We start from the raw sequence: 26,945 nt of genomic DNA on the forward strand, positions 1-26,945 counted from the left end.
CGTGATTTCCCGAACCCGATAGGGAACGGGGCTCCGCACGCCGAGCGGAACCGGCTGGGGAGAAGCTCGGAGGTGCGGCCGGGGCGTTCATCGGTTCGATGGCCGGTTCGCTGGCCTGCTCGATATGACGAGGCGCGCTTCGGCGTGGTTGGAAGGACTCCGGCTGCGCCGGGGACGGGGACGGAGCGGAACGGCGACGCGGCGACCCGGAGGGTATGAAACTCGGGGGCGTGTTTTCCGGCGTGCCGTTCATGGATCTCCTCTCGTGGTGGACGATGTGCTCACCTGACTATGACGCATAATGTCCGGCCTGAGGCCGGAGAAGGTCATTCCTTCTCAGTAACGGCACAGAACGTGCTGTTCACATAGGCGTCGGCTATGCCGATGGCCTGACTGGTGACGGGATCACGAATGGTTCCGGTGTTTGGATCGACGATGCCTCCGGTATTCGGATCGACCAGCGTGCCGTCGGCCTTGGTGATCAGACCGGTCTTCGGATCCGGCGTGGAATCGGCGCTTGCGGTGTCGGAGGGGGACGATGATGCGGAATTCGACTGCTCAGGCGAAGCCGAGGGGGCGTCGGATTCGGAGGGGGACTCGGAAGGCGCGGCGCTTGACGACGAATCTGCGGAGTCGCCGGTGGTGGAATCATCCGAATCGGAGTCGTCGGTGAGCGTCAGAGGCTTGTCGTCGGCGAGCTTCTTCCACAGGCTGTCGGCATCCTTCGTCCACACCACGCGATTGCGATCGCGCGACCATTCGGTCACGGGAACGGTCTGGGCGTAGATCTTCGCGGTGTCGAGATCCTTAAGCGCGGCACCCAGGCCCACGAGTACGCCGGCATCGGCCAGACCATCGCTCATCTTCAGCGACTGAATGCCGGCGGTGGCCAGCTGATACAGCTGGTTGGTCTGGGTGAACAGATTCTTGCTGGAGGCCTCGCGCAGCAGCGATTTGACCAGATACTGCTGTCGGGTGGTGCGCATGATGTCGGTGCCATCGCCCACGTGACGTACACGGGCATACTGTGTGGCCGCCACGCCATCGAGATGATGCAGTCCCTGCGTGAGATCGATGCCGGTCGTATCGTCCTTCATGGTCTGATTCACACAGATGTCCACGCCGCCGACGGCGTCGATCATGGAACTCAAACCAGCGAAATCGGCTACGATGAACTGCGAGATATCGAGGCCGGTCAGCGAATTGACCGCGTTGAGCGTGCAACTGGCGGCAGACGCCACATCGCCTCCAGTGGAATAGCCCAGTGCGAAAATCGAGTTGAACTGTACGTTGTACCGTGCCGGCACCGTGCCGTTGGTGGTGTTGCAACTCGGCGCGTTCACGATCGAGTCACGTGGAATGGACACGATATTGATGAAGCTGCGGTCGGCGGAGATCTGCACGATCATCGCCGTGTCGGACTGATGGTCGGTCGCCGATCCGCCGGCGCCGATCGCGGCGTTCGCCTCGCCTTCACGGGTATCCTGTCCGAGCACGAGAATATTGACGGTCTTGCCGGCGTTCGGATCGATGACCTGATTGGTCTTGACGTGCGCCTGTCCGAGCACCGCCGTCTTGCTGTCATTGATCAGCGTGAACAGATTGGTCGCCGTCGCTCCGGTCGCCGTGGCCACGAACGTGAATATGGCCACAAGAACCAGCGCGATCGTGGTCCGGAGTCTATGGCTCACCGTGTATCCAAGAGAATGGAGCGGTCGCGCGCCCCCGTGATTCGCCAGATTTGGGGCGGAGTACCTGCCTCGGGAACTGCTTGGGCGGTGTGAAGCCACGGGAACGCCTTTCTACCGGGTGTATGAAAACAACGGGGGTGCGGCAAAGCCGTCGAGACCGTAATATACAGACTCATCTTTCGACGCACATCAGGCAATACGGTACCAAAATGGGAATTGTTTACAACACCCTTCCATTAGGTACCGGTGATCATTGCACGAGTCAATGTGCTCTACCACTTCAAGTCAATATTATTGGTAACGACACCCCTTAAACTTGACAAAAACTGAGTGACAAGTGTGTAATTTACCATGTCTTCCGTACCGGAGGACATGGCACGGCATTTTTGGGAGGTTTCGACATGTGGGGAGTGTTCGGCGATTCCCAAAAAGGCGACGATTCCGACTCCGCCACACCGGAGTCCGCCGAACGTGCCCTGTTCGAGCTCTGGGGGCTGTTTGACGCCGACGAAGACGTGTCATGGCAGCACAAGGCACTGTGCGCCCAGACCGATCCCGAAGCCTTTTTCCCGGAAAAGGGAGGATCCACCCGGGATGCCAAGCGTGTGTGCGCCCAGTGCGAAGTGCGGGAGCAATGTCTCAAGTGGGCCATTGACCATGATGAACGATTCGGCATCTGGGGCGGGATGAGCGAGCGCGAACGTCGCCGATATAAGAAAGAACATGGTAAAGAACAGGCCTGACGGATACGCCGTGTTCGCCCGGGTTGTCATACAGTGGAGAAGATGAAATCTGTTATGGACGAGGCCCAAGGCATTCAGGAGACGGTCGGCTCCGTACTTTCCGGCCACCGGGCGCAAACCGGACAGGAGGTGGATTCCGCCGTGGCGGCGGTGATCTGCGTGGAATCCGATATCCGATTCCTGCCCGACACGCTCAGCGCCGTGCTGGCGCAGCGTACACTGCCCGGCATCATCGTCATCGCCGACTGCACCGGGGAAACGAAAACCTCCGTGCGATGCGCATTCCGACTGGCGACGCCGGTCTACGGATCATATGACGACGAACATGCGAGCATGGTCCATGACGTCGATATCCAGATCGTCAGTGCGGAAGGAGCCGTCACATTCGGCGATGCCGTCAGCCGCGCACTCGATCATGCCCGTCTGACGGCGGCGATCCGCGCACTTTGGCTCCTGCACGACGATTCCCGTCCTGCCGATGACTCCTGTCTCGACACCATGCGCGAAGCCTGGCGCAACGCCCCCACCGCATCCGTGCTTGGATGCAAGCAGATATCCTGGGAAGGCGACCACCTCCACGACGTCGGCTACTACGCCACACGGCGACACGGCATCGCATCCCTCGTGGTCGACGGCGAACCCGACCAGGAACAGTACGACGCCAGACAGGACGTCTACGCGGTCGATCTCGCCGGCGCCCTCATATCCCTCCAGACGTGGATGGAGCTCAACGGCACCAGTCCGCAGATGGGAACATTCGCCGAATCCGCCGATTTCTGCAGGCGCGTCTGTCTCTCCGGCGGCCGTGTGCTGATCGTGCCTCGCAGCGTCATCCGACACCGTCGTGCGCGATTCGAAGGGCTGCGCACCCATACCGGTCATTCCACCGGCAGCCACACCTCCATCAACCCGTACGCCATGAAGGTCGATGCGCGCGAGCGCTACCGGTTCACCGACATCCGCGGCATCATGTGGCTGCCCACATGGCTCCTGCGCTTCCTCATGTCATTCATCCTCGCCTTCACCCAGTTGGCGGGCAAGCGTCCATACGAAGCGCTTTGCGAACTCGGCGCACCCTGGCGCACCCTGCTCTGGATGCCTAGGGGAGCGTCCGCCCGAGGCAAGGTGGCCAGACAGTCCTCCATGAGTCTGCGACAGCTATCCGTACTTGTCGCCAGGCGCGATCAGCTCGCACAATGGCGGGAACGCAGCAGCGCCTTCGCCGACTCGCAGGGCACCACGCTGCTCAGCCCGCTGGCCCTCGCGCACCTGCGTGCACAGCGCCGTCGCCGTACACTCTGGGTAAGCATCATGATGATCCTGTCGCTCATCGCCGGCATTCTGGCCAATATCAGCGTCCTTACCTCGCTGACCTCGGGAACGTCCTTCCACTCCGCGACCCTTGTCCCGTCCTCCGCCAGCCTTGCCCAGATCGCCGAGGCCGCCACTGGCGTCTTTACCTACGCCAACGGTCCGGGAACCACAGCGCCACCGGCGCCGTTCCTGTTGATCCTTATGGCCCTTACCACGATCGCATTCGGTCATGTCACCGTGGCCATGGCGCTGATCATCCTCCTTGCCGCGCCGTTCTCCGCCCTTTCCTTCTGGGCGCTTGCCGGTATTTTCACCCGTTCCAATTCGGTGCGTGTGGCCACGGGCCTGCTGTGGTGCATGCTTGGTGGCATGTTGGGGCTTTACGCGCAGGGCAATCTGCCGATGCTCATGGTGATGGTCTTCCTGCCGGCGGGCATGGCGTTCGTGTTCCGCGCGGTAGGCATGTATCACACCGAGGCGGTGCTCACCCCTACGGCATCCGTGCAATCCGCCGGACTGGCCTCGCTGTGTCTGGCCGTGGTCGTGGCCTCCGAACCGCAGCTGGTGCTGCCGCTCGTCGTTGTATTTCTTGCGTTCCTGATCATGGTGCGTTCGCACCGGGTGATGCTGCTGCTCATCCCGGTGCCGGGCGCATTTCTGCTGGCTCCTACGTTGCTCAACGTGGTGTTGAATCTCAACTCCGGTTCATATCGTCAGCTGTTTGCCGACATGATGCTGCCGGAGTCGTCCGTGAATGGATCGGTGCGTGCCTCGAATCTGCTGGGAATTCTCGGCGAGACGCTTGGCGTCGCCCCCACCGCGAATTCCTCGACATGGGCCATGCTGCGCGTGCCGGAGTCCGCCGCCGTGCTGGCCACGGTGATCTTGGTTATGGCGGTTGCCGTGGTAGCCCTGTTCCTTCCGTTCGCGTTACGCGCGTCACGCATGATGTGGACCATCGGCTTGACGGGCGCACTGACCATCATCGTCGCGGTGCGCGTGGCCGTTGCCCCGGGACAAGACGGACCGATTGCCGGCACGGCTCTGCCGGGCGTCGCATTCATGATGGTCGGCATGTTCTCCTGCCTGTGCATTGTCGCGGGACGCGCCGTGCGCCCGTTCTCTTCGCTGCTGGTGCGTGATGGCGACGATTCCGCGGCACGCATCGAATCACGTCATCGAAGCTTCTACGGCCGTCGCAATCTCATCATCGTGGCACGCGCGACTCTGGTCGTGCTGCTGGCGGCATGCCTGGGACTCTGGGGCTCGATCTGCGGCGTGAGAGTGCAGCAGGGGGCGCATCTGAATGTGCAGAACCATGAGCTGCCGTTGATCGCGCAGGACTATCTGGCCGCGAATCCGGGCCATCGCATCCTTGCACTGAATGCGGAGTCGTCCACGGCGGTTGACTACTCGTACATGCGCAGCGGACGCGGTGATTTCATCGACAATTCCCCGGCCATCAACGCGCGCGCCGTGTCCCAGCCCTTGGACCAGACTGCTGAGAAGGTGTCCAAGGCCGCGGCGAGCCTGCTGCAGAACAACGATGATTCCGCTGTAGCCACTTTGGCGTCACTGGGTATCGGCGGCATATATGTTCCATATTCCGATGATTCCGCCAACCGTGATCTGGTGGCGAATATTCTCGCAAGCGGCGGTACCCAGTCCGTGGTGAGCAACGAAGCGGGAACCTACGTGCGGCTCACCACCGCGTCCGGCGACGATATCAGTATGGATACGGGTGCCGAATCGCGTGCGCTGTCCGATGGATGGCGTCTGGCATGGGTATGGTGCATGGGCGTGGTCGTGGTGCTGTACTGCATCGTCGCATTCCCGAGATTCCGTCGAATCAACATCAATGGGGGACAGGCATGAGCAGATCAACACGGTCGGGCGCCGCCCGCCGATCCCGTAGCGTGTGGGGCACCGTGGGCAAGGTGTTCGTCTCCTCGGTCACGGCGATACTCCTGTTGGCGGTATTCGGCCTGCTTGCTGTCCTGACGCCGTCCGATCACCTCATTGACGGCTCGGACGCGCGTTCCGGTTCCCATACGATCAGTGTGGGGCAGACCATGCTGCAGTCCTACTGCCCGGCGCGCATGCAACTGGCTGACACCGAATCGTATGGCGACTCCGCGTATCAGATCTCGGAGGGCAATATCGTCGGCAAGGCGAGATTTGCCGCATTCGGCTCCATGTATAGCACCGCCGTCACCTCGCTCAACGGCGATGACAAGCATGACACGCCGGACATTGATCTGACCGATCAGACGAAGGCGTTCGTATACGGATCCGATGCGGGCGCTGATCCGCTGCTGCTCACGTCCAGGATGCTTGATGTGAGCAAAGGATCCGGTGTGGCCTCTTCCGTGGCCTCCTGGGCCACTGAAGGCGACCTGCAGGGATTGTCCTCCGTGCAATGTGTGAATCCTCAGCTTCGGCAGTCGTTCCTGCTGCCTGCCACGCAGACCGGGTGGACCCAGCAGCTTGTGCTGGCCAACCCGACGGAAAAATCAACGACCGTGTCGATGAGCATGTGGGGTACCGGTTCCGCGCAAGCCATCGCATCCTCCACCGACAGCAAGGTGACCGTGGCGGGCAAATCACAGACCGTGGTCGATGTCTCCGCCGCCGCACCTGCACAGGATGGTCTGTATCTGTCGCTGACGAGTAGTGGCGCACCGGTGTCGGCCGTGGTGCGTGTGGTCCATGCCGAGGGGCTCACTCCAAGGGGATCCGACTACGCGACCCCGTTGCCGGCCACAGCAGCCACCGACACGACGATCGCGGGCGTCGGCGGTGGACAGGACGTCATGGTGAATCTGTACTCCGACCAAGACGGTGACGTGACGTTGTCGTGGATCACCGGATCCGGCACATCGGAGGCGAAGAAGGACACGGTGACCGCCAACACGGTCAAGTCCATCGGACTCGGCAAGGCTCCCGATGACGCACTCGGATTGCGCGTGGAAAGCGGTTCCGCGATGTATGTGTCGGCGATCTGCTCGCAATCGTCTGACAATCAGACCGATTTTTCGTTGGCCAATGGCGTTGTCGCCGTTGCGTCGGGTGCCGTTGCCATTCCTGACGGAGTGGACGCCACACTGGCCATGGTGAATACAGCCGACCAGACGGTCACGACGAAACTTACCGGATACGGTGACGACGGCACGCAGAAGGGCGAGAAGGAGATCACGATCGAACCCCACAAGGCAGTGTCGATCAAGCCGAGCGAGATCGCCGATGGCGTTGTGGCGGTGACCATGAGCGATGACAAGGCGTCCATCGTCTGGTCCGCCATGATCGGCGTCAATGCAGTGAACGATGCGCATCTTGCGGGTCTTGGCGTGATCGGATCGTCGAGCCTCATGCCAGCTCAGGCACAGGTGCGAGCCGATCAGTCACTGTCCGTTGTCAAATAGTCGTCCAGTCGAATAGACGACTAGTCGAATAGTCGTCCGGCAGTCCGGCCGTGAGTGTTCCGACAGCCGGATCAGAGTCCCCAGTCCGGGTCGATGTCCTCGGGATGACGGCCGGTCAGATCGGCAAGCCGCGCCACGATCTCGTCACGGATGAGGAACTGCATGTCCAGCCGGCTCTGGCTCCGCTGCTCGATCGGCTTGCGGTACAGCACGATGCGGGCGGGGGAGCCATGTTCGGCGGGGAACGACTGAGACAGGAACGCCCGTTTCATCTCCCATGACACCGGACCCGACGGGGGGACATCCTCCACTGCGCATTCCGTGTTCTTCAGCAGTTCCGGCCAGGCGGCGTTAAGACGCTTCAATTGGGCCACCACCATGCCGTCGAATGTCCCGGATTTGGTGCGATACCGGGGCATGCGAATTCCGAAGGTGGCCTGTCGGATGCCTCTGCCATGACGGTTTCGATAGATCTTGTGCTCCCAGGGCAACACGGTGCCGCTGGCACGTAACAGTGAAGTGAAGTCGGATTCCTTGGTCATGAGGATATACACTAGCCGGCAGTGCTGATGTTGGGCATATGCCTGAGCGACTGTGCCTAAGTTGTGTCTGGGTGCCTCCGGCGGACATGCTGGCAGGCGTTGTGAACAATGACATGCGTCCCACCTTCCGGTGTGGTTGTTGTGCGATAATGCTGAAATGCAGACGTCCGTCGTGGACGCCTATGGGTGTCGAAGGAGGATGTGATGGGCGACGTGATGATTCACCGCTGGGATGATGTGGATTATGACCGGCTGGCCGGGATGATCGATGCCATTGGATTCGATCTGGACACGACGCTCGCCAAATCGAAGACTCCGATGACCGCCGACATGGCTGCGGCCTTTGCCGAACTGACCCATCATATTCCCTGCGCCGTGGTGTCCGGGGGAAAGTACCATCTGTTCACCAACCAGATCCTTGCCATGATCGGGGACATGGCGGATCGTGACAACCTGCATCTGATGCCCACCAGCGGTACGCGGTATTATGCCTGGGACGGTTCCGAATGGCGTTGCCAATATGCGCATGATCTCAGTCCCGAGGATCGTGACGCGGCTATCGAATCGCTGACCAGACACGCCAAGGAACAGGGACTATGGTTGCCTGACGATCGTATCTGGGGCGACCGTCTGGAGGATCGAGGCAGCCAGATCACCTTTTCCGCATTGGGGCAGCTTGCTCCGGTGGACGCCAAGGAGGCGTGGGATCCGGACCGTGCCAAGAAGAACAGGCTCGCGGCCGCCGTGGCTGCCGATCTTCCCCAGCTGACCGTCCGATCCGGCGGATCGACCAGCGTGGACGTGGTCGCCAAAGGCATCGATAAGGCCTACGCCATGCGTCAGCTGTCAAGTATCCTTGATGTTCCCGTGTCCCGTATCGCGTTCATCGGCGATCGTATGGATCCGGACGGGAACGATTACCCCGCAGCGGTGGCGGGCGCGTATGCGATCCGTGTCTCCTGTCCCGATGACACGCTTGAAGCAATCCGTCGACTGATTGCCGCGTTGTCGGTGAATGATTGACGGTGGCGCGATGACTCGGATGGCTGAAGAATCTCGGATGGCTGAGGAATAGAGAAGGATCATGAGTACGCATCCCAGCCGTGTTGATCAGACCGGTCTGTGCCAGGCATGGCGTGGCATGGCCGGTCTGGGACGGGAGATGCGTGATTTGCTGCTTCCTCGCGGCTGTGCGGGCTGTGATCGTCCTGATACGGTGTTGTGTGAATCCTGCGTCGATCTGTTCGATCATGATGTCATTCGGTCCATGCCGACGGCGGTGATGGCCTCCGGACGTGTGCATGCCTGCGGCATCTATCGGGGAGCGGTCCGCCGTGCCGTACTGATGTGGAAGGATCACGACGATCAGGAGCTCGACGGAGAGTTCGCCGTCATGATTGCCCGTTGCCTGCTACGCAGCAACGAATTCGACGGTTTCCAGAATCAGCGCAATATGATTGCGGTGGTGCCGGTGCCATCGGCACGGTCGTCCATGCGCAGGAGGGGACGTTTTCACACGGTTCTGCTTGCGCAGGCGGTGGCGGATGGGCTTCGTCTACGGGGCGTACCGGCACGCTGCGCACCGGCGTTGAGCATTACGGGCACGACGGCGAAATCGGTGCAGTCCAGCAAAGCCGGCGAGCGTGCGAATCGATTGCGTAATCGGCTTCATGTGAATCGAGATCTGCTGCAGGACTGCAGTGCAGCGGTGTTGGTCGACGACATCATCACCACAGGATCGACGATCCGCCAGTGTGCGAAGGCGCTGAACAACGCAGACATGCATGTCCATACGGGGTTTATGCTTGCCGCCGTGCCAGCGCCTTCGGAACGCTGATCAATGGTTGTAATGGTTGTTCATCGACTACTCATCGTCGATGGTGGGATATTTGGGCAGCTCGATCTCGAAGTTCGCCCCTCGAGGATCGGGCACCACGTTTACGGTTCCACCATGCAGGCCCGCCGCCCAGCGGGCGATGGACAGTCCGAGGCCGGTGCCGCCTGAACCGGTGCCCGGGCGTCCCGTACCTTTGACATACCGGCGGAAAATGTCATTGCGCGCTTCTTCTGGTATACGGGACCCATAGTTCACCACATTCGTGATGACCGTACCGCGTTCTTCGTTCTCATGCGTTTCGATGAGCACCTCGGTGCCATCGGGGGAGTGTTTGAGCGCATTCGCGATGACGTTGGTGAACAGCTGACTCAGCCGGTTCGGGTCACCCTCCATCCGCAGATGTTCCGGTACATCGACGTGAATGGTATGACCGTGGCCGCCGTCCGCGATCTCCAGCGGTTTGACGGTGTCATCGATGAATTCGGCGAAGTCGAAGGGCTCGATTTCAAGACTCGCGGCACCGGCCTCCACACGGGACATGTCAAGCAGGAACGCGATGAGATCGGACAGCTTGTGCGTTTGATCGAGAATTCCCTCCAGATTGGCGGGCGTAGGCTCCACTACGCCATCGGCCATATTCTCCACCAGTGCCTGCAGGGCGGATACGGGTGTGCGGAGCTCATGACTGACGTTGGCGACCATGTCGCGGCGCATCTGGTCGGCGTGCTGCAGCTCCTCGGCCATTTCGTTGAAGGACCGGGCGAGCTGTCCCACCTCGTCACGGCTGTCATTGGCGCTTTCCACGCGTACGGTGTAGTCGCCCGCCGCCATGGCCTCGGCCGCATCGCGCATCTGCCGAAGCGGAGCCGTGAGCCCGTGGGCGAAGAAGTAGGTGATGCCCAAGGCCACCACCAAGGTCAACGGCATGGCGAGCCAGCCGCTCCAACCCCATTTAAGGAAGTGCCAGGCCAGAACGAATGCTATGGCGGTGGACAGGGTGATCAGGATGCTCAGCTCGGCCTTCAGGGAACTGAACATGCCGATCGGGCGATCCCTCCAACGGTCCAGCTTGGCCGTCAGACCTTGCGACTCGCCGCTCCGACGCACGGGTCGTGACTGACGTGCCGGCTTGCCCTTACTTGGCTTCTGGCGGTTCAAAGGCATAACCCACACCATGTACCGTGCGAATGAGCTCAGGGCCGAGCTTGTGACGCAGGGCCTTGACATGAGAGTCAACGGTTCGGGTACCGGACGCATCGACCCAGTCCCAGACCTCTTCGAGCAGCTTTTCGCGGGTAAGCACCGACTTGGGACGTCGGGCGAGTGTGGCAAGCAGATCGAATTCGGTGGGGGTCAGATGCACCTCGGTGCCGTCGAGCGTCACGATGCGCTGGGCGGGGTCGATCACCAGCGTGCCGAAATCGAGAATCTTCTCGTTTTCCGAGTTCTTGGCGATGACCTTGGCCCGTTCGACGCGACGCAGCAGCGCCTTGCAGCGGGCGATGAGCTCGCGCATGGAGAAGGGCTTGGTCATATAGTCGTCGGCTCCCGCGCCCAAACCGATCACCTTGTCGGCCTCGTCATCGCGGGCGGTGAGGATCAGCACCGGGACGGGACGGCTGGCCACGATACGCTTGGTGGCCTCGAGACCGTCCATCACGGGAAGCATGATGTCCATGATCACCAGATCGGGCTTGAGCTGGTTCGCGGCCTGTACCGCGCTTGCGCCGTCCCCGGCGACACGGGCATTCCAGCCTTCCGCGGTCAGTCGTTGGGCGATCGCGGTGGCCAGTGTGGGTTCATCCTCGACCACGAGGATCGTACGTCTGGAGGTGTGTGCATCGATAGTGTTCATTATTGCCTTATATCACCTTGTGTTGCCATGTCTGTTGACCACCATCATACGTAAGGCCAGGAAAAGAATCCTGGCCTTACGCTAACGGATGCCGCGTCCGGAAGGATCGGGTGCGGCGGTGATTGTCACTCCTGAGGCTTGAGGAACAGGGCTCCCAGAGCCGGAACGGTGATCTTCACCGAGTAAGGACGGGAATGGTATTCCTCCTTCTCCGCCTCGATGTCGGTGTTGGAGATGCCCGATCCGCCGTACTTCTCGTCATCGGTGTTGAGGATCTCGACCCACTTGCCGCCCTTGGGCAACGGCACCTGATAGTCGGACCATGCCGAACCGGAGAAGTTGACGATCACCACGATCGGGTTGCCTTCCTTGTCCAGACGCATGAAGCTCAGGACATTGTGGTCGGCATCGTCGCTGGTGAGCCACTGGAATCCGGAGGGCTCGAAGTCCTGGCTCCAGAATTCGGGACTCTTGCGGTACAGTTCATTCAGATCGGCGACGAACTTCTGCACCCCCTGATGATCCGGCCAGTTGAGGGCGTCCCAATCGACGGAGGACTTGTAGTTCCATTCGCCGTACTGGGCGATCTCGTTGCCCATGAAGGTGAGGTTCTTGCCCGGATGCGCCCACTGATAGGCGAACAGGGCCCTCACACCAGCGTACTTCTGCCAGTCGTCGCCCGGCATCTTGCCGAACAGCGCGCCCTTGCCGTACACGACCTCGTCATGGCTGATCGGCAGCACGTAATGCTCCGAATAGGCGTACATCATCGAGAACGTGATTTCGCCATGATGCCACTTGCGGTTGATCGGGGCCTCATGCAGGTACTCGAGCGTATCGTGCATCCAACCCATGTTCCACTTCAGTCCGAAGCCCAGACCGCCTTCGGACGTCGGAGCGGTCACGCCCGGCCATGCCGTGGATTCCTCGGCGATCATCATGGTGCCGGGGTAGCGGCCGTATGCGGTGGAGGTGGCCTCCTTGAGGAATGCGATGGCCTCAAGGTTCTCGCGTCCGCCGTAGATGTTCGGACGCCACTGGCCGTTCTCACGGCTGTAGTCGAGGTAGAGCATCGAGGACACGGCGTCCACACGCAGGCCGTCGACGTGGAATTCGTCAAGCCAGTAGCAGGCGTTGGCCACCAGGAAGTCACGTACTTCGTTACGTCCGAAGTTGAACACGTACGTGCCCCAGTCGGGATGCTCGCCGCGCAGCGGATCCGGGTCCTCGTACAGCGGCGTGCCATCGAATCGGGCGAGTGCGAAGTCGTCCTTCGGGAAATGGGCAGGGACCCAGTCCACGATCACGCCGATGCCCGCCTGATGGAAGGCGTCGATCAGCGCCTTGAGATCGTCCGTGGTGCCGAGACGCGACTGCGGAGCATAGTAGCCGGTGACCTGATATCCCCACGATCCGGTGAATGGATGCTCGGCGAGCGGCATGAACTCCACATGGGTGAAGCCCATCTTTTTGACGTAGGGAACCAACTCGTCGGCGAGGGTACGGTAGGTCATACCCACCTTCCAGGAACCGGCATGGACCTCGTAGATGCTGATGGGACCGGCATGCGGATCGACGGTGCGGCGACGCTCCATCCATTCGTCGTCATGCCATTCATGCTTGGAGTCCACGACGATGGATGCGGTCTCCGGCGGTACCTGATGCTGGCGCTCCATCGGGTCGGCCTTCTGCTTCCATTCGCCGTTGGCGTTGAAGATCTCGTACTTGTAGCGCTCGCCGGCACCGATGCCGGGGATGAAGATCTCCCAGATGCCGGAGGAACCAAGCTCGCGCATGGCAAACTGACGGCCTCCCCAGGAGTTGAAGTCGCCGACCACGCGAACGGCGCGGGCGTTGGGGGCCCATACGGCGAAGGCGGTGCCGGACACGGTGGTGTCGGAGGAGCCGTCCGGTTCTCCCATGACGTCGTCGTACGTGTGCACGTGGGCGCCAAGCACCTCCCATAGACGCTCGTGACGTCCTTCGCCGAACAGGTACATATCCATGTCCCCGACGGTGGGCATGTAGCGATAGGGGTCATCGGCCAGCGAGGACGATCCGTCCTCGTATTCGGTCCTTACACGATAATCAGGTACGGCATATCCGTCGTCGGTCTTGTCCGCCGGTACGACGGCCACGAACACGCCGTTCCACTCATGCCAGGCCTGCCATTCCCCGTTCTGGGTGATGATGGTCACGGTCTTGGCGAGGGGCTTGAGCACGCGCACGGTGGCGAAGCCTTCGCCGTCCTCTCCGTTGAGGTGCGCACCGAGAATGGTGTGCGGGTTGTAGAAGACGCCATTGCTGACGGCATCCAGGGCTGCCTGGTCGACTTTGACGGGCTGCGGGATGTTTTCATGTGTGTTTGTCATACCAAAAGTGTACGTAGACCCCCGCATAAAATCGTTCATCTCCGTGCCGGGTTTGAACGTTCATACCCGGGTGTCTCCTTGATTTCCCGTCATTCTGGGCGACACGCCGTGAAGGTCTGAGATGTCCCGATGGCTGGTTCCGCGAGTGTCTTGATGGGGGAATTCGTTGTCGTCCATGCGATATGCGAATATGAAATGTCTTCTGTAATCATTTGGAGGGGCTGTCTTTATGAGTTATCAGGTTGGCGATACCGTTGTCTACCCGCGCCATGGCGCCGCGAAGATCGTTGAGATCACCGAAAGGGAGATGAACGGAGTCAAGCGCACGTATCTCAAGCTTTCCGTGCTGTCCTCTGATGGTCTTGTCATCCAGATTCCCGAGGAGAACGTCAAGAAGGTCGGCGTGAGGGATGTCGTCGACGGCAAGGCCGTTTCCAAGGTGTTCGAGATTCTTCGTACGCCGATCGTCGAGGAGAAGACCAACTGGTCCCGTCGTTACAAGCTCAACGTGGAGAAGATCGCCACCGGCGATGTGAACAAGGTCGCTGAGGTCGTCAGGGATCTTGCGCAGCGCGACGACGACGAGCATGGACTGTCCGCCGGCGAGAAGCGCATGCTTACCAAGGCTCGCAACATTCTCACCTCCGAGATCTCGCTCAGCGAAAAGCTCAGCGAAGAGGAGACCCAACGTCTGCTTGATGTCAATCTCGGCTACCGTGATCCCGAGCCGGGGGATGAGAAGCATCACACCAAGGCACCCAAGGAGCCCGCGTCCGAAACGCTCGCCCGCATCGAGGCCGAGGCGAAGGCGTCCAAGGGCAAGAAGAAGTCGACCCGCAAGGCCAAGTGATGATCGAACCGACCGCGATGCGCGTTGGACAGGGGTTTGATGCGCATCGCTTTGCGGAACCGGGCACACACCGGCCGCTGTGGCTGGCATGCTTGCGCTGGACCGATGATGAGCATCGTGGCGTAGAAGGCATTGATGGGGACTCCGACGGCGATGTCGCCGTTCATGCGGTGATCGACGCCGTCTTGTCGGCCTGCGGTCTGGGGGATATCGGCTCCATGTTCGGGGTCGGGGCTGACTCCTCGGGTGCAGGTATGCACGGGTACCACATGCTGCGTATGGTTCGAGACCGCGTGCAGCATGAGGGCTGGCGCATCGTCAATGTATCGGTTTCCATCATCGGTAATGCTCCACGTATCGGACGCCGACGTGAGGAGGCATGCAGGGCCATGACCGAAGCGCTTGGCTCTCCGGTGACCATCGTCGCCACCACCACGGATGGCATGGGATTCATCGGCCGTGGCGAAGGTATCGCCGCCATCGCCACGGCATTGGCTATGCCACTCGCGTCGTCCGTTGATTGATCGATTGATCAACGTGATAGTGCTCTCGCCAAGTATCGGCTGAACGAAGAATGGGGACGGTAGACGTCCCCATTCGAATATCTGTTATCAGTGCTTCCTGCCGCACACCACTCGTGCTATACCCCACATCAGGGTGCTGAGCGTCACGATGACGAAGCTGGGCGGAGTGGGGAACATGGCCGACAATACCAAGCCGCCCCAGATGCTGACCAGACACAGCAGGCACGACACCACGATGGCCGCGAACGGCGAACGGGTGATCATCGAGGCCGTGGCGGCAGGCGTAACAACAAGCGCGAAGATCAGCAGGGTGCCCACCGCGGGTACCGCAACGGTGATCACTCCCGCCATGATGGCCATGAACAGCACATTCATCAGCGAGATCGGCACGCCCTTGGCACGCGCCACCTGCTCGTCAAGCGAGCTGAACAGCAGCGGCCGGTATACCAGGGCCAGCACAGCCAGCAGCAGTACGTCGAAGATCGCGAACCCGATGATCTGACCATCGGTGATCGTAAGGATCGAACCAAACAGGATTGACTGCATCTGCTGCGACGCGCTGGAGGAAAGTCGGGCGAAGAACAGACCCAGACCGGTGGCGAACGCCAGTACGGTTCCCGTGGCGATCTCGCGTTCGGACACCTTCTTGCCCAGCGCTCCGATCACCAGCGCGCCGCCGAGCGCGAACGCCCCGAGACCGAGGGAGACGGGCAGACCCAGCAACACCGCACCGGTGGCACCGGGCAGACCGATATGAGCCAGTGCATGTGCCGCGAAGGTGGAGTGCCGTGTGATGGTGAAGTATCCCATGATTCCAGCGGCTACGGCGATGAGCAGGCCGGCCTCGATGGCATTCGTCATGAAGGGCGCGGTAAGCACCGACAGCCATTCGGGATCGAAAGCGAATGTGACCTTCATCGTGCGTTCTCCTTCGGCAGGTTCGTATGGTGGTGCTCGTGGAAATGCGCCGCCTCGGTTGCATCGTGGGTATCCTGATCGCGTTCGTCGGGTTCCAGCTTGCGGTCGGGAGTGACGAACATGTCGCCCTGCGGCGTGGTCACCACTTCGATGCGGGTGCCGTACAGATGGGTGAGCAGATCGGAGTCGAGTACCGAGCTGATGGGGGAGTAATGCGGGTGTCCGTCAAGCAGGTAGATCGCGCCGGTGAGAATGGGCAGCAGCATGTTGAGATCGTGGGCGACCACCTGAATGGTCATGCCCCACTCCTGATTCAGACGGGCCAATAGTTCCACCACGGCACGCTGGCTGGCCATATCGAGGTTTGCCAGCGGCTCGTCAAGCAGCAGCAGCTTCGGGCCGCCGACCAGCGCCTGTGCGATGGCCGCGCGCTGGCGCAGACCGCCGGACAGCTCATTAAGCCGATAGTCGGCTTTGTCCGCCAGGCCGACGAACTCCAGCACCTGCTGTGCTCGGGCCTTTTCCTCCCTGGTGACGAAGTGAATGCCGAATCGTGTGCCGGTAAGTCCCAGAATCACCGACTGTCGCGCGGTGATGTTCGAATCCAGCCCTGCAATATATGACTGCGGTACATAGCCGATCTTGGCGTTGTTCTGGCCTGCGGGGCGTCCCATGACGGTGATGGAGCCCGAATGCAATGGCACCAAACCGAGTTCGGCATCCAAAAGCGTGGTCTTTCCCGCTCCGTTGGTGCCGACGATGGCGGTCACCGTTCCAGAGGGAATGGCAAGGTTGCCGTGCGACCAGATGACCTTTCCTCCGCGACGGACCTCGGCGTCGCTGAGCACCACGGCGTCCGTTGCGGCGTTGTCCGAGGTTGGGATGGATTGGACGTGCGTTGCTGACATAATGCACCTCTGACGATAATCATACTACTGCTATTGAGAATAATAATCAGTATTTGATGAATTCGTCCAATCGCGACGTGTCAGTGACCGTCGGTGGCGGTGTGATGGACGTGCGCCGGCGATGAGGTGATGAATGGTCATCATGACTGACCACGACCAACCATGATCACCCATGACTGACCACGACCAACGACAGGGGCGCCCGATGACGAGGCGCCCCTGGAGCCACTATTGCCGCATGCCATCAGGCCATGCGTTCGGCGATGTCCACCACATTGCTCAGCAGCATGGCACGGGTCATCGGCCCCACGCCGCCCGGATTCGGCGTATATGCGGCGCATACCTCCCGCGCTGCCGGATCCACATCACCCAGAATCCTGGACTTTCCCGTCTCCGGATCGGTTACGCGGCTGACGCCCACGTCCACGAGCACGGCATCCGGTCGTACATCCTCGGGCTTGACGAAGTGGGCGCTGCCCATCGCCGCGACGATCACGTCGGCCGACCGCATGATCTCGTGGATGTTCGTGGTGCCGGTGTGGCACAGCGTCACCGTGGCGTTGATCTCCTTGCGGCTGATCAGCAGACCGATGGTTCGACCGATGGTGATGCCACGACCCAGCACCACAACATGCTTGCCGTTGAGATCGATATTGTTCATGGACAGCAGCTCCACGACGCCACGAGGCGTGCACGGCAGCGGTGTGGTCAGCTCCCCTCGTGGATGCAACACCAGTTCGCCGAGATTGTAGGGATGCATGCCGTCCGCATCCTTCTTCGGATCGATCAGGTCGATTGCCGCATTCTCATCGATGCCCTTGGGCAGGGGCAGCTGCACGATGAAGCCCGTGCACGCCGGGTTCTCGTTCAGCCGTTGGATTGCCGACGCGATGTCGTCGAAACTCGCATTCGCGGGAAGCTCCTCGGCGATGGAGGCGATACCCACTTCGGCACAATCGCGGTGCTTGCCCGCCACATACTTGACGCTTCCCGCGTCGTTCCCGACCAGCAGCGTGCCCAGTCCGGGGGTGATCCCCTTGGATTTCAGCTGTTCCACGCGCCGTGCCAGGTCTGCCTTGATGGTGGCCGACGCCTGCTTACCGTCCAATCGAAGTGCCATCGATTCGCTCCTTGTTCTGTATAGCTTCACAGCGTCAATAACGCGTCCTGTCACGATACTCCGCATCATGGGCTATCGTGAAATCATTCCACAGAACGGAATCATGTCATGGTCGCGCTCCAGTGCGGACTGTGCCTGTGGGAGTGGTTGTGTGGACGACAGCGTATGGATGACCCGGAGGAAGTCATGACGTTTTCCGCGAAAATAGGCAGAGTGGCCGCCGCGGCGGTGGCCGCCGTCATCATGTTCTCGACCGCGGGGTGCGGCTCGACCGCATCCGATGGCGCCAGCGCCACTTCCTCGCCGTCCGGTGATGACGTCATCACGGTGGTCGCATCGATCAATCAGTGGGGCATGCTCGCCAAGGAGATCGGAGGAGACAAGGTCGACGTCGTTTCGATTCTCGGCACCACCAATGTCGACGCCCACGATTTCGAACCGCAGACCAGCGACATCGCCGCCATCTCCAAGGCCTCGGTGCTTGTCGTCAACGGCGCTGGATACGACGAGTGGGCGACCAAGGCGACGACCGGTGCGCAGTCCGTGGTGAATGCCGCCGACACCGTTGGCGCGTCGGACGGCGACAACCCGCATCTGTGGTTCTCCAGTGACGCGCGCACCGCGGTCGCCAAAGAGATAGCCGAGGCCTACGGCAAAGCCGCGCCATCGTCGAAGTCATATTTCTCCCAGCGTCTCGCCACCTGGACGAAAAGCGAGAATGAGCTCGAATCGAACATGGCGGTCTTCTCCAAGAACCATCCCGGAGCCACGTACGCCGCCACCGAATCCGTGGCCTACTATCTGATGAGTGATCTGAAGTTCACCGATGTCACTCCTCAGTCATACGCCCAGGCCATGCTCAACGAAAGCGAACCGGCTCCCGCGGATGTGCAGAAGATGCAGAAGGTCCTCACATCCGGCAAGGCCTCCCTGCTGATCAACAATCCGCAGGAGCAATCCGACATGACGGCAATGGTCACCAAGTCCGCGGATGATGCCGGCGTGCCGGTGGTCGACGTAACCGAACAGGTGCCCGAAGGCATGACCGGACTGATCGCTTGGATGAACTCGCTGATCTCGCAGTTCGACAAGGCGCTCACCGAGGATTCCGCCACGGACGATGCCACGTCCCAGCCGACGGAGTCGTCATCGCAACAGCCGTCGGATTCGTCATCGACGGGAACCGCGGAATCCTCAGGTGACAGTGATCAGTAACGTCCATTGGACAAGACGCCGCTAGGGTTCACGGTCGCGTCATGGCAGTGGCGTCGTATCGAATAACGGTTGGCTTTTCACGGGCGTGTTCGCCATGCGCGACACGCCCGGATTTATTGACCATGCGTTCGGCTAGACTATCTCCTTGTGCGTGTCCGCATGGACATGCGATAACTAAATATCGATTTTATCCACCCATCTATTAGAAAACCAGTACATTTACATGGCAGAGAACAACGCAGAGGTCACCAAGGTCGCCATCAACGACATCGGCACCGAAGAGGACTTCATCAAGGCAGTCGATTCCACCATCAAGAACTTCGATGATGGTGATCTGGTCGAAGGCACCGTCGTGAAGATCGATCGCGACGAAGTGCTCCTGGATATCGGCTACAAGACCGAGGGCGTGATCCCCTCCCGTGAGCTTTCCATTAAGAAGGACGTCGATCCCGACGACGTCGTCGAGGTCGGCGATACCGTCGAGGCACTTGTCATCACCAAGGAAGACAAGGAAGGCCGTCTGATTCTGTCCAAGAAGCGTGCCCAGTACGAGCGCGCCTGGGGCGATGTCGAGAAGATCAAGGAAGCCGATGGCGTTGTCGAAGGCACCGTCATCGAAGCCGTCAAGGGCGGCCTTATCGTGGACATCGGTCTGCGTGGCTTCCTGCCGGCATCCCTCGTCGAGATGCGCCGCGTGCGCGATCTGGCCCCCTACATCGGCCAGAAGATCCAGGCCAAGATCCTGGAGCTCGACAAGAACCGCAACAACGTGGTCCTGTCCCGTCGCCAGTACCTCGAGGAGACCCAGTCCGAAGTGCGCGAGACCTTCCTCTCGCAGCTCAAGAAGGGTCAGATCCGCGAAGGTGTCATCAGCTCCATCGTCAACTTCGGCGCCTTCGTCGATCTCGGTGGTGTTGACGGCCTGATCCACGTTTCTGAGCTCTCTTGGAAGCACATCGACCACCCGTCCGAGGTTGTCAAGGTCGGCGACAAGGTCACCGTCGAGGTGCTCGATGTCGATCTCGATCGTGAGCGTATCTCCCTGTCCCTGAAGGCCACTCAGGAGGATCCGTGGCAGCGCTTCGCTCGCACCCACGTTCCCGGCCAGATCGTCAAGGGCAAGGTCACCAAGATCGTTCAGTTCGGTGTGTTCATCTCCGTGGATGACGGCATCGAGGGTCTGGTGCACATCTCCGAGCTGGCCAACCGCCACGTGGAGAACCCGGAGACCGTTGTCAAGCCGGGCGAAGAGGTGTTCGTCAAGGTGATCGACGTCGATCTCGATCGTCGTCGTATCTCCCTGTCCCTCAAGCAGGCCAACGACTCCGTTGACATCTCCTCCGAGGACTTCGATCCGGCTCTGTACGGTATGCCGGCCGAGTACGACGAGCAGGGCAACTACAAGTACCCCGAAGGCTTCGACCCGGAGACCAACGAGTGGATCGCTGGCTACGAGAAGCAGCGCGAGGAGTGGGAAGCCCAGTACGCCGCCGCCCACGATCTGTGGGAGCAGCACAAGGAGTTCGTCGCCAAGGAGCTGGCGAACGCCGACGCCTCCGCCGCGGCCGATGGCCAGGGCGAGGCCAAGGAAGAGAAGGTGGAAGAGGTGTCCAACTACTCCTCCGAGACCGCTTCCGAGGGTACGCTCGCTTCCGACGATCAGCTGGCCGCCTTGCGCGAGCAGCTGCTGAACGAGAAGAAGTGAATTCGTTCCGTCGCATAGCTGACTAAACAGTGAAAACCCGGTTGTCATTACCTGATGGCGACCGGGTTTTTCTGTAGACTGAAAACGGTTGAGTCGAAAGCGGCCGGGCAAGGACGCCCGCGTTCGATGTGAGGAGAAGAGTATGTTCACTCGAGTGGGACTAACCGGAGGCATTGCAGCCGGCAAAAGTACTGTGGCCAAGCGCTTCGTACAGCTAGGTGCCTATGTGATCGACTATGATCAGCTTGCCAGACAGGCGGTGGCCAAAGGTAGCGAAGGCCTGGACCAGGTGATTCGTCGGTTTGGACGACGTGCCCGTGGACGGGATGGCGAGATGAACCGTGCCTGGGTGTCGGCTCATGTGTTCTCCGATCCGGACAAACTGCAGGAGCTCAACGACATCGTGCATCCCATCGTGTTCCGCGAGGCCGGGCGTCTGGAATATCAATGGCTTGACTCCCATCCCGAGCCGAAGGATGGCACCCGCAGGCTTGTGGTCCATGACATTCCGTTGCTGGTCGAAACATCGCGGTGGGATTACTTCGATGCGATCATCACCGTCGAAGCCCCCAAGGAGACCCGAATACGACGCATGATCCGCAATAGGGGAATGACGCGTGAGGAGGCCGTCGCCCGCATCAACAACCAGGCCTCACAGCAGCAGCGGTTCGATATCTGCGATTATGTGATCGATTCCACCAAACCCCTAGAACAGATGTTTGAAGATGTTGATAGGCTGTATCACGTACTGACGCATCCGTCGTACTGAGTGCGAATGCGGGTGGCAGGAGGTCGCGGCTATTGGCTGTGCATATGGTGCAGCAAGGCAGCCGTTCCTGGAGTCGCCGGAAGACATCACAACAGAGGCATGGCATGGGCTATAACATCGAACGAACCAACCGTCCCTTCGTGGTCAAATCGCCGTACAAGCCATCGGGGGACCAGCCGGCGGCCATCGAGGAACTGGCCACGCGCATCGAGAACGGCGAGAACGATGTGGTGCTCATGGGTGCCACCGGCACCGGCAAGACCGCCACGACGGCATGGCTCATCGAACGACTGCAACGTCCCACGCTCATCCTCGAACCCAACAAGACATTGGCGGCACAGCTCTGTGCGGAATTCCGCGAACTCATGCCCGACAACGCCGTGAGCTATTTCGTCAGTTACTACGACTACTACCAGCCCGAAGCGTACATCCCGCAGACCGACACCTACATCGAAAAGGATTCCAACATCAACGATGATGTGGAGCGGTTGCGCCATGCAGCGACGGCAAACCTGCTGACGCGGCGAGACTGCGTGGTGGTCGCCACCGTCAGCTGCATCTACGGACTCGGTACGCCGGAGGAATACGCCGGACGCATGCTATTCCTCAAGGAGGGGCAGGAGATCAACCGCGACGATCTGCTCCGGAAGTTCGTCGACATGCAATACAAGCGCAACGACATCGCCTTCACTCGTGGAACGTTCCGAGTGCGAGGCGATACGGTGGAGATCATCCCCGTATACGAGGAGCTGGCGGTGCGCATCGAATTCTTCGGCGACGAGATCGATCGAATCTCCACGTTGCACCCGCTGACCGGTGACGAGATCGCGCACGAGACCGAGGTCCATATCTTCCCGGCATCGCATTATGTGGCTGGTCCGGAGCGCATGCAGCATGCGCTGAAGACGATTCGCGAGGAACTTGACGAGCGTGTGGCCGTATTGAAGAAGCAGGGCAAGGATCTGGAGGCGCAGCGTCTCACCCAGCGCACCACCTATGATCTGGAGATGCTGTCGCAGATCGGCGTGTGCCAGGGCGTGGAGAACTATTCGCGACATTTCGACGGCCGTGCTCCGGGCACTCCGCCGCATACCCTGCTCGACTTCTTCCCCGACGATTTCCTGCTGGTCATCGACGAGTCGCATGTGACGATCCCGCAGATCGGCGCCATGTACGAGGGCGATGCCTCGCGCAAACGCACACTGGTGGAACACGGCTTCCGTCTGCCCAGCGCTATGGACAACCGTCCGCTCAAATGGGATGAGTTCCTTGAGCGCATCGGACAGACCGTGTACCTGTCGGCGACCCCCGGTGACTATGAGCTTGGCCTGTCCGATGGCGTGGTCGAACAGATCATCAGGCCAACGGGCCTGGTCGACCCCAAGATCGATGTCCGTCCGGTGGAGGGACAGGTGGACGATTTGCTTGGCGAGATCAAGGACCGCGTGGCGCGCAACGAGCGTGTGCTCGTCACCACACTGACCAAGAAGATGGCCGAGGACCTCACCGACTATCTGCTGGAACGTGACATCAAGGTGGAGTATCTGCATTCCGATGTCGACACGTTGCGGCGTGTGGAGCTGTTGCGGGAACTTCGTGAGGGCAAAATCGACGTGATCGTGGGCATCAACCTGCTCAGGGAGGGCCTGGACCTGCCCGAGGTTTCGCTCGTGGCGATATTGGATGCCGACAAGGAAGGCTTCCTGCGCTCCTACCGGTCGCTGATCCAGACCATCGGTCGTGCGGCACGAAATGTGTCCGGCACGGTCATCATGTATGCGGACCGTCGTACCGAGGCCATGACCAAGGCCATCAACGAGACGAATCGTCGTCGCGCGAAGCAGATCGCCTACAACACGGAGCATGGCATCGATCCGAAGCCGCTGATCAAGAAGATCAGCGATGTCAACGACATGCTGGCCAAGGAGGACGTCGACACCCAGACCCTGCTGGAGGGCGGATATCGCAATGCCAACAAGGCCGGGAACTCGCACCTCGGTGTCCCCATTGGGGGGTCTCCGGAAGAGGCCGAGCGTCGGCATCGCGACCTGCTGTCCGCGGGGCTTCCCGCTCAGGATCTGGCCGATCTCATCCGTCAGCTCAGCGAGCAGATGCATACGGCCGCCGAGCAGTTGCAGTTCGAGCTGGCCGCCAGACTCCGTGACGAAATCCGTGACCTGAAGAAGGAACTGCGACAGATGACCGAAGCGAATAAATAGCGAATAAATGTCGTGCAGCGGCGACAATTGCCATATATTGTCTATGTCCGGTTCCACTGGTCACCGATGGTCCGTATGATGGTGACCCATGGCTGAGACTCCTTTATGGTTTATGGTGAGTGCCTTCGTGGTGCTCGCCGTGTTCTTTATCGTCGATCTGCTGATCATCGGTCGTCGTCCTCATGTGCCCTCCACTGCGGAATGCGTGCGACACATCGCGTTCTTCGTGGTCATGGCGCTGATCTTCGGCGGACTCATCTGGGCCGTGGCGGGTTCCAAACCGGCCCTGGAGTTCTATTCCGGCTGGCTTACCGAATATTCGTTGAGCATCGACAATCTGTTCGTATTCGTTATCATCATGGCGAATTTTGCGGTCCCGAAGCAACTGCAGAAGTTCGTGCTGTCCATCGGCATCACGATCGCGCTGATATTGCGTGGTATCTTCATCCTGCTGGGTGCCGCCATCATCACCCGGTTCACATGGGTGTTCTTCCTCTTCGGCGCGTTCCTGCTGGTGACGGCGTTCAAACTCGCCTTCGGCAAGGACGATGACGAGGAATACCATGAGAACGCCTTGATCTCCACATTGCGCAAGGTGATTCGCATCTCCGACGAGTATGATGGCGAGCGTCTGCGCACCACCAAGGATGGCGTCAAGTACTGGACGCCCATGCTGATCGTCTTCCTGGCGATTGGAACCACCGATGTGATGTTCGCCTTCGATTCCATTCCTGCGATCTTTGGTTTGACCAAGGACCCGTTCATCGTGTTCACATCCAATGTGTTCGCCCTGCTGGGTCTGCAGCAGCTGTACTTCCTGCTGGGCGCGCTGCTTGACAAACTGGTGTACCTGCCGATCGGCCTGTCCGTGGTGCTGGGCTTTATCGGCGTCAAGCTGATCATGGAGGCCCTGCACGCCAATACGCTGCCGTTCATCAACGGTGGCCAGCCCATTCATGCCGTGCCGGAAGTCCCCACATGGCTCTCCCTTGCGGTGATCGTGCTGTCGATCGGCATTGCAGCGGCGGCCAGCGTCATCAAGATGAAGGCGGTGGAGAAGAAGGACGCGCAGAACTGACGGCCGACCAGCTGCCGATGCATTGACGGACGCATGACCGTTCTGTCTGCATCACACTACGTAGTGACGATACGAGGTCCCGTGCATGGATGACACGCACGGGACCTCGTCGTATGATTGCTGTTTTTCGCGCCGTCATCCCGAAGGATGATGTTGGATCAACGATGGTTTTGGCTTGTTATTCCAAGTTTTTCAGGAAGGTGACGCTTGGCTGTCCAATATGTGAACGCTAACACAACACGCCGTAATCACACCTTGCTCGGTCTGGAACAGCTAGTAAGCTAATCCATGGCAACAGCGGGGAAACATCCTGTTCCTCGTTCCGTCTAGAAGAAATAGGCAGGCAATATGCGTAAAGCCAAGATCGTAGATACCATCGGACCGGCTACCGAATCCCTCGAGAACATCACCAAGCTCGTTGAGGCCGGCATGGACGTCGCTCGTCTGAACCGCTCTCACGGCACGCCCGAGGACCATCTGAGGGTCTACAACAACCTCCGCGAGGCCGGCAAGACCGTCGGTCGCAACGTGGCTGCCCTGGTTGACCTGCAGGGTCCGAAGATTCGTTGCGGTTGGTTTAAGAAGAACGCTGATGGTGAGGACAAGGTCTTCCTGAAGGCCGGTCAGGAGTTCACCATCACCACCGACGACATCGAAGGCGACGAGACCATTACCTCCACCACCTTCAAGGGTCTGCCCGGCGACTGCCACCCGGGAGATCCGATTCTGATCGACGACGGCAAGGTCCGTCTCGAGGTCACCAGCGTCGAGGGCAACAACGTGCACACCAAGGTCGTCGTGGCCGGTCCCGTCTCCTCCCACAAGGGTATCAACCTGCCCGGCGTGGCCGTGAGCCTGCCCGCCCTGACCGAGAAGGATGAGGCCGACCTGCGTTGGGCCATCCGCACCGGTGCCGACATCATCGCCATGTCCTTCGTGCGTTTCGCCACCGACATCGACCGCGCCCACGAGATCATGGACGAGGAAGGCCGTCGCATCCCGATCGTCGCCAAGATCGAGAAGCCGCAGGCCCTCGAGAACCTCGAGGACATCGTCAAGGCCTTCGATGGCATCATGGCCGCCCGTGGCGACATGGCCGTTGAGTGCCCGCTGGAAGAGGTCCCGCTGGCCACCAAGCGCATCATCGAGCTGGCTCGCAAGTACGCCAAGCCCGTGATCGTGGCCACCGAGGTGCTCGGCTCCATGGTCAACTCCCCGGTTCCGTCCCGCGCTGAGGCCTCCGACTGCGCCAACGCCGTGCTTGACGGCGCCGACGCCACGATGACCTCCAACGAGACCGCCGTCGGCAAGTACCCGACCGAGACCGTGGCCACCATGTCCCGCATCTCCGAGTACGCCACCTCACACGGCTTCGAGCGCATCCCGGAGCTCAAGAATCTGGATATGTCCAAGTCCGGTGCCGTGTCCTCCGCCGCCGTCGACCTGGCCGAGAAGCTCAACGCCAAGGCCATCGTCGCCTTCACCCAGACCGGTGACACCGTGCACCGCATCGCCCGTGAGCGTCCGGCCGCCCCGATCTACGGTCTGACCAACAACGAGCACACCTACCACTGGCTGGCTCTGAGCTGGGGCACCGAGGCCTTCCTGCTGGACAAGGATTACCACGACATGACCCGCAAGGAAGTCATGGCCCTCACCGACGCCACGCTGAAGGCCGCCGGCAAGGTCGAGGACGGCGACCACATCGTCGTGCTCAGCTGCTCCCAGGGTGACCACAAGCCCGGCAGCACCGACTCCATCTACGTGCACACCGTCGGCAACGCCGCGTGAGCATAGATGAATCGGCGGTATGGTACCGCTGATCGGTAACCGTACGGCATGATTCTGGGGCCCATCCGCGTG

At 60.5% G+C, this 26,945-nt stretch carries 21 protein-coding genes; 13 read left to right on the forward strand and 8 right to left on the reverse strand.

Annotated elements, in window-relative coordinates; all coding sequences use genetic code 11:
* Positions 1-326 precede the first annotated feature (326 nt).
* A complete protein-coding gene (locus tag EP30_RS03520; protein WP_094663674.1) occupies positions 327-1,691 on the reverse strand; it encodes an LCP family protein in 1,365 nt (454 codons plus the stop codon).
* A 401-nt stretch (positions 1,692-2,092) separates the two neighbouring features.
* Here EP30_RS03520 and EP30_RS03525 point away from each other — a divergent pair, with 401 nt between their 5' ends.
* Genes EP30_RS03525 through EP30_RS03535 form a run of 3 tightly spaced genes read left to right on the forward strand, consistent with a single transcriptional unit; the run spans position 2,093 to position 7,170 of the window.
* Positions 2,093-2,434 carry a WhiB family transcriptional regulator gene (locus tag EP30_RS03525; protein WP_245819336.1) on the forward strand — a complete coding sequence of 114 codons (342 nt, stop codon included), beginning with the start codon at positions 2,093-2,095 and terminating at the stop codon, positions 2,432-2,434.
* A 42-nt stretch (positions 2,435-2,476) separates the two neighbouring features.
* Entirely contained in the window at positions 2,477-5,623 is a 3,147-nt protein-coding gene (locus tag EP30_RS03530; protein WP_140556162.1) for a glycosyltransferase family 2 protein, read from the forward strand.
* Positions 5,620-7,170 (forward strand): DUF5719 family protein, encoded by a 1,551-nt coding sequence (locus EP30_RS03535; protein WP_140556164.1) that lies wholly within the window; start codon positions 5,620-5,622, stop codon positions 7,168-7,170. Before EP30_RS03530 ends, EP30_RS03535 begins: the two co-directional genes overlap by 4 nt.
* A 71-nt stretch (positions 7,171-7,241) precedes the next feature.
* Here the strand turns inward: EP30_RS03535 and EP30_RS03540 are convergent, their stop codons facing one another.
* Entirely contained in the window at positions 7,242-7,712 is a 471-nt protein-coding gene (locus EP30_RS03540) for a metallopeptidase family protein (RefSeq protein WP_094663778.1), read from the reverse strand.
* A 204-nt stretch (positions 7,713-7,916) separates the two neighbouring features.
* On the opposite strand from EP30_RS03540, the gene EP30_RS03545 reads away from it, so the two are divergent.
* Both EP30_RS03545 and EP30_RS03550 read left to right on the forward strand, forming a co-directional pair.
* Positions 7,917-8,735, forward strand: coding sequence for an HAD-IIB family hydrolase (locus tag EP30_RS03545; RefSeq protein ID WP_094663680.1), 819 nt, complete (start codon positions 7,917-7,919; stop codon positions 8,733-8,735).
* 61 nt (positions 8,736-8,796) lie between these two features.
* Positions 8,797-9,549 carry a ComF family protein gene (locus EP30_RS03550; RefSeq protein ID WP_140556167.1) on the forward strand — a complete coding sequence of 251 codons (753 nt, stop codon included), beginning with the start codon at positions 8,797-8,799 and terminating at the stop codon, positions 9,547-9,549.
* 27 nt (positions 9,550-9,576) lie between these two features.
* Here EP30_RS03550 and EP30_RS03555 read toward each other — a convergent pair whose 3' ends face one another.
* The 3 genes from EP30_RS03555 to glgB all read right to left on the reverse strand — a co-directional run bounded on the left by EP30_RS03555 (position 9,577) and on the right by glgB (position 13,776).
* On the reverse strand, positions 9,577-10,587 hold the full coding sequence (locus EP30_RS03555; RefSeq protein ID WP_223848161.1) for a cell wall metabolism sensor histidine kinase WalK: 1,011 nt from the start codon (positions 10,585-10,587) through the stop codon (positions 9,577-9,579).
* A gap of 97 nt (positions 10,588-10,684) precedes the next feature.
* Positions 10,685-11,404 (reverse strand): response regulator transcription factor, encoded by a 720-nt coding sequence (locus EP30_RS03560; RefSeq protein WP_094663686.1) that lies wholly within the window; start codon positions 11,402-11,404, stop codon positions 10,685-10,687.
* A gap of 125 nt (positions 11,405-11,529) precedes the next feature.
* Positions 11,530-13,776 (reverse strand): 1,4-alpha-glucan branching protein GlgB, encoded by a 2,247-nt coding sequence (glgB, locus tag EP30_RS03565; RefSeq protein WP_140556172.1) that lies wholly within the window; start codon positions 13,774-13,776, stop codon positions 11,530-11,532.
* Between the two features lie 229 nt (positions 13,777-14,005).
* Between glgB and EP30_RS03570 the strand changes: the two genes are divergently transcribed.
* Together EP30_RS03570 and ispF are read left to right on the forward strand one after the other, a co-directional pair.
* A complete protein-coding gene (locus EP30_RS03570; protein WP_094663690.1) occupies positions 14,006-14,626 on the forward strand; it encodes a CarD family transcriptional regulator in 621 nt (206 codons plus the stop codon).
* Entirely contained in the window at positions 14,626-15,150 is a 525-nt protein-coding gene (gene ispF, locus EP30_RS03575) for a 2-C-methyl-D-erythritol 2,4-cyclodiphosphate synthase (protein WP_181160769.1), read from the forward strand. Before EP30_RS03570 ends, ispF begins: the two co-directional genes overlap by 1 nt.
* An 87-nt stretch (positions 15,151-15,237) precedes the next feature.
* Here the strand turns inward: ispF and EP30_RS03580 are convergent, their stop codons facing one another.
* The 3 genes from EP30_RS03580 to EP30_RS03590 form a co-directional block, all read right to left on the reverse strand.
* Positions 15,238-16,068: a metal ABC transporter permease gene (locus tag EP30_RS03580; protein ID WP_140556174.1), complete on the reverse strand. Its 831-nt coding sequence runs from the start codon at positions 16,066-16,068 to the stop codon at positions 15,238-15,240.
* Positions 16,065-16,976, reverse strand: coding sequence for an ABC transporter ATP-binding protein (locus EP30_RS03585; protein ID WP_140556177.1), 912 nt, complete (start codon positions 16,974-16,976; stop codon positions 16,065-16,067). The genes EP30_RS03580 and EP30_RS03585 overlap by 4 nt, the downstream gene beginning before the upstream one ends.
* Before the next feature lie 244 nt (positions 16,977-17,220).
* Positions 17,221-18,096 carry a bifunctional methylenetetrahydrofolate dehydrogenase/methenyltetrahydrofolate cyclohydrolase gene (locus EP30_RS03590; protein WP_140556179.1) on the reverse strand — a complete coding sequence of 292 codons (876 nt, stop codon included), beginning with the start codon at positions 18,094-18,096 and terminating at the stop codon, positions 17,221-17,223.
* Positions 18,097-18,204: 108 nt separating this feature from the next.
* On the opposite strand from EP30_RS03590, the gene EP30_RS03595 reads away from it, so the two are divergent.
* From EP30_RS03595 to pyk, 6 genes are all read left to right on the forward strand, one after another.
* Positions 18,205-19,311, forward strand: a complete 1,107-nt coding sequence (locus EP30_RS03595) for a metal ABC transporter solute-binding protein, Zn/Mn family (RefSeq protein ID WP_258185345.1) — start codon at positions 18,205-18,207, stop codon at positions 19,309-19,311.
* A gap of 223 nt (positions 19,312-19,534) precedes the next feature.
* Positions 19,535-21,016: a 30S ribosomal protein S1 gene (gene rpsA / locus EP30_RS03600; protein WP_094663700.1), complete on the forward strand. Its 1,482-nt coding sequence runs from the start codon at positions 19,535-19,537 to the stop codon at positions 21,014-21,016.
* Between the two features lie 142 nt (positions 21,017-21,158).
* Complete coding sequence (coaE, locus tag EP30_RS03605) at positions 21,159-21,785, forward strand: dephospho-CoA kinase (RefSeq protein ID WP_140556181.1); 627 nt, start codon at positions 21,159-21,161, stop codon at positions 21,783-21,785.
* 104 nt (positions 21,786-21,889) lie between these two features.
* On the forward strand, positions 21,890-24,004 hold the full coding sequence (uvrB, locus tag EP30_RS03610; RefSeq protein WP_140556183.1) for an excinuclease ABC subunit UvrB: 2,115 nt from the start codon (positions 21,890-21,892) through the stop codon (positions 24,002-24,004).
* An 88-nt stretch (positions 24,005-24,092) separates the two neighbouring features.
* Entirely contained in the window at positions 24,093-25,082 is a 990-nt protein-coding gene (locus EP30_RS03615; protein ID WP_094663705.1) for a TerC family protein, read from the forward strand.
* Between the two features lie 348 nt (positions 25,083-25,430).
* Entirely contained in the window at positions 25,431-26,873 is a 1,443-nt protein-coding gene (gene pyk / locus EP30_RS03620; RefSeq protein ID WP_094663707.1) for a pyruvate kinase, read from the forward strand.
* Positions 26,874-26,945: the final 72 nt, after the last annotated feature.

The organism is Bifidobacterium sp. UTCIF-39, assembly GCF_006408715.1.
Lineage (GTDB): Bacteria > Actinomycetota > Actinomycetes > Actinomycetales > Bifidobacteriaceae > Galliscardovia > Galliscardovia tissieri.

What these genes read in the sequence shown, in the direction of transcription:
- ispF (WP_181160769.1), top strand. Translation starts at nt 14,626, where the DNA reads ATGATCGAACCGACCGCGATGCGCGTTGGACAGGGGTTTGATGCGCAT.
- coaE (WP_140556181.1), top strand. Translation starts at nt 21,159, where the DNA reads ATGTTCACTCGAGTGGGACTAACCGGAGGCATTGCAGCCGGCAAAAGT.
- EP30_RS03590 (WP_140556179.1), bottom strand. Translation starts at nt 18,096, where the DNA reads ATGGCACTTCGATTGGACGGTAAGCAGGCGTCGGCCACCATCAAGGCA.
- EP30_RS03530 (WP_140556162.1), top strand. Translation starts at nt 2,477, where the DNA reads ATGAAATCTGTTATGGACGAGGCCCAAGGCATTCAGGAGACGGTCGGC.
- EP30_RS03535 (WP_140556164.1), top strand. Translation starts at nt 5,620, where the DNA reads ATGAGCAGATCAACACGGTCGGGCGCCGCCCGCCGATCCCGTAGCGTG.
- EP30_RS03585 (WP_140556177.1), bottom strand. Translation starts at nt 16,976, where the DNA reads ATGTCAGCAACGCACGTCCAATCCATCCCAACCTCGGACAACGCCGCA.
- pyk (WP_094663707.1), top strand. Translation starts at nt 25,431, where the DNA reads ATGCGTAAAGCCAAGATCGTAGATACCATCGGACCGGCTACCGAATCC.
- EP30_RS03525 (WP_245819336.1), top strand. Translation starts at nt 2,093, where the DNA reads ATGTGGGGAGTGTTCGGCGATTCCCAAAAAGGCGACGATTCCGACTCC.
- EP30_RS03555 (WP_223848161.1), bottom strand. Translation starts at nt 10,587, where the DNA reads ATGTTCAGTTCCCTGAAGGCCGAGCTGAGCATCCTGATCACCCTGTCC.
- EP30_RS03615 (WP_094663705.1), top strand. Translation starts at nt 24,093, where the DNA reads ATGGCTGAGACTCCTTTATGGTTTATGGTGAGTGCCTTCGTGGTGCTC.
- EP30_RS03550 (WP_140556167.1), top strand. Translation starts at nt 8,797, where the DNA reads ATGAGTACGCATCCCAGCCGTGTTGATCAGACCGGTCTGTGCCAGGCA.
- EP30_RS03545 (WP_094663680.1), top strand. Translation starts at nt 7,917, where the DNA reads ATGGGCGACGTGATGATTCACCGCTGGGATGATGTGGATTATGACCGG.
- EP30_RS03560 (WP_094663686.1), bottom strand. Translation starts at nt 11,404, where the DNA reads ATGAACACTATCGATGCACACACCTCCAGACGTACGATCCTCGTGGTC.
- EP30_RS03540 (WP_094663778.1), bottom strand. Translation starts at nt 7,712, where the DNA reads ATGACCAAGGAATCCGACTTCACTTCACTGTTACGTGCCAGCGGCACC.
- EP30_RS03580 (WP_140556174.1), bottom strand. Translation starts at nt 16,068, where the DNA reads ATGAAGGTCACATTCGCTTTCGATCCCGAATGGCTGTCGGTGCTTACC.
- uvrB (WP_140556183.1), top strand. Translation starts at nt 21,890, where the DNA reads ATGGGCTATAACATCGAACGAACCAACCGTCCCTTCGTGGTCAAATCG.
- EP30_RS03570 (WP_094663690.1), top strand. Translation starts at nt 14,006, where the DNA reads ATGAGTTATCAGGTTGGCGATACCGTTGTCTACCCGCGCCATGGCGCC.
- rpsA (WP_094663700.1), top strand. Translation starts at nt 19,535, where the DNA reads ATGGCAGAGAACAACGCAGAGGTCACCAAGGTCGCCATCAACGACATC.
- EP30_RS03595 (WP_258185345.1), top strand. Translation starts at nt 18,205, where the DNA reads ATGGTCGCGCTCCAGTGCGGACTGTGCCTGTGGGAGTGGTTGTGTGGA.
- glgB (WP_140556172.1), bottom strand. Translation starts at nt 13,776, where the DNA reads ATGACAAACACACATGAAAACATCCCGCAGCCCGTCAAAGTCGACCAG.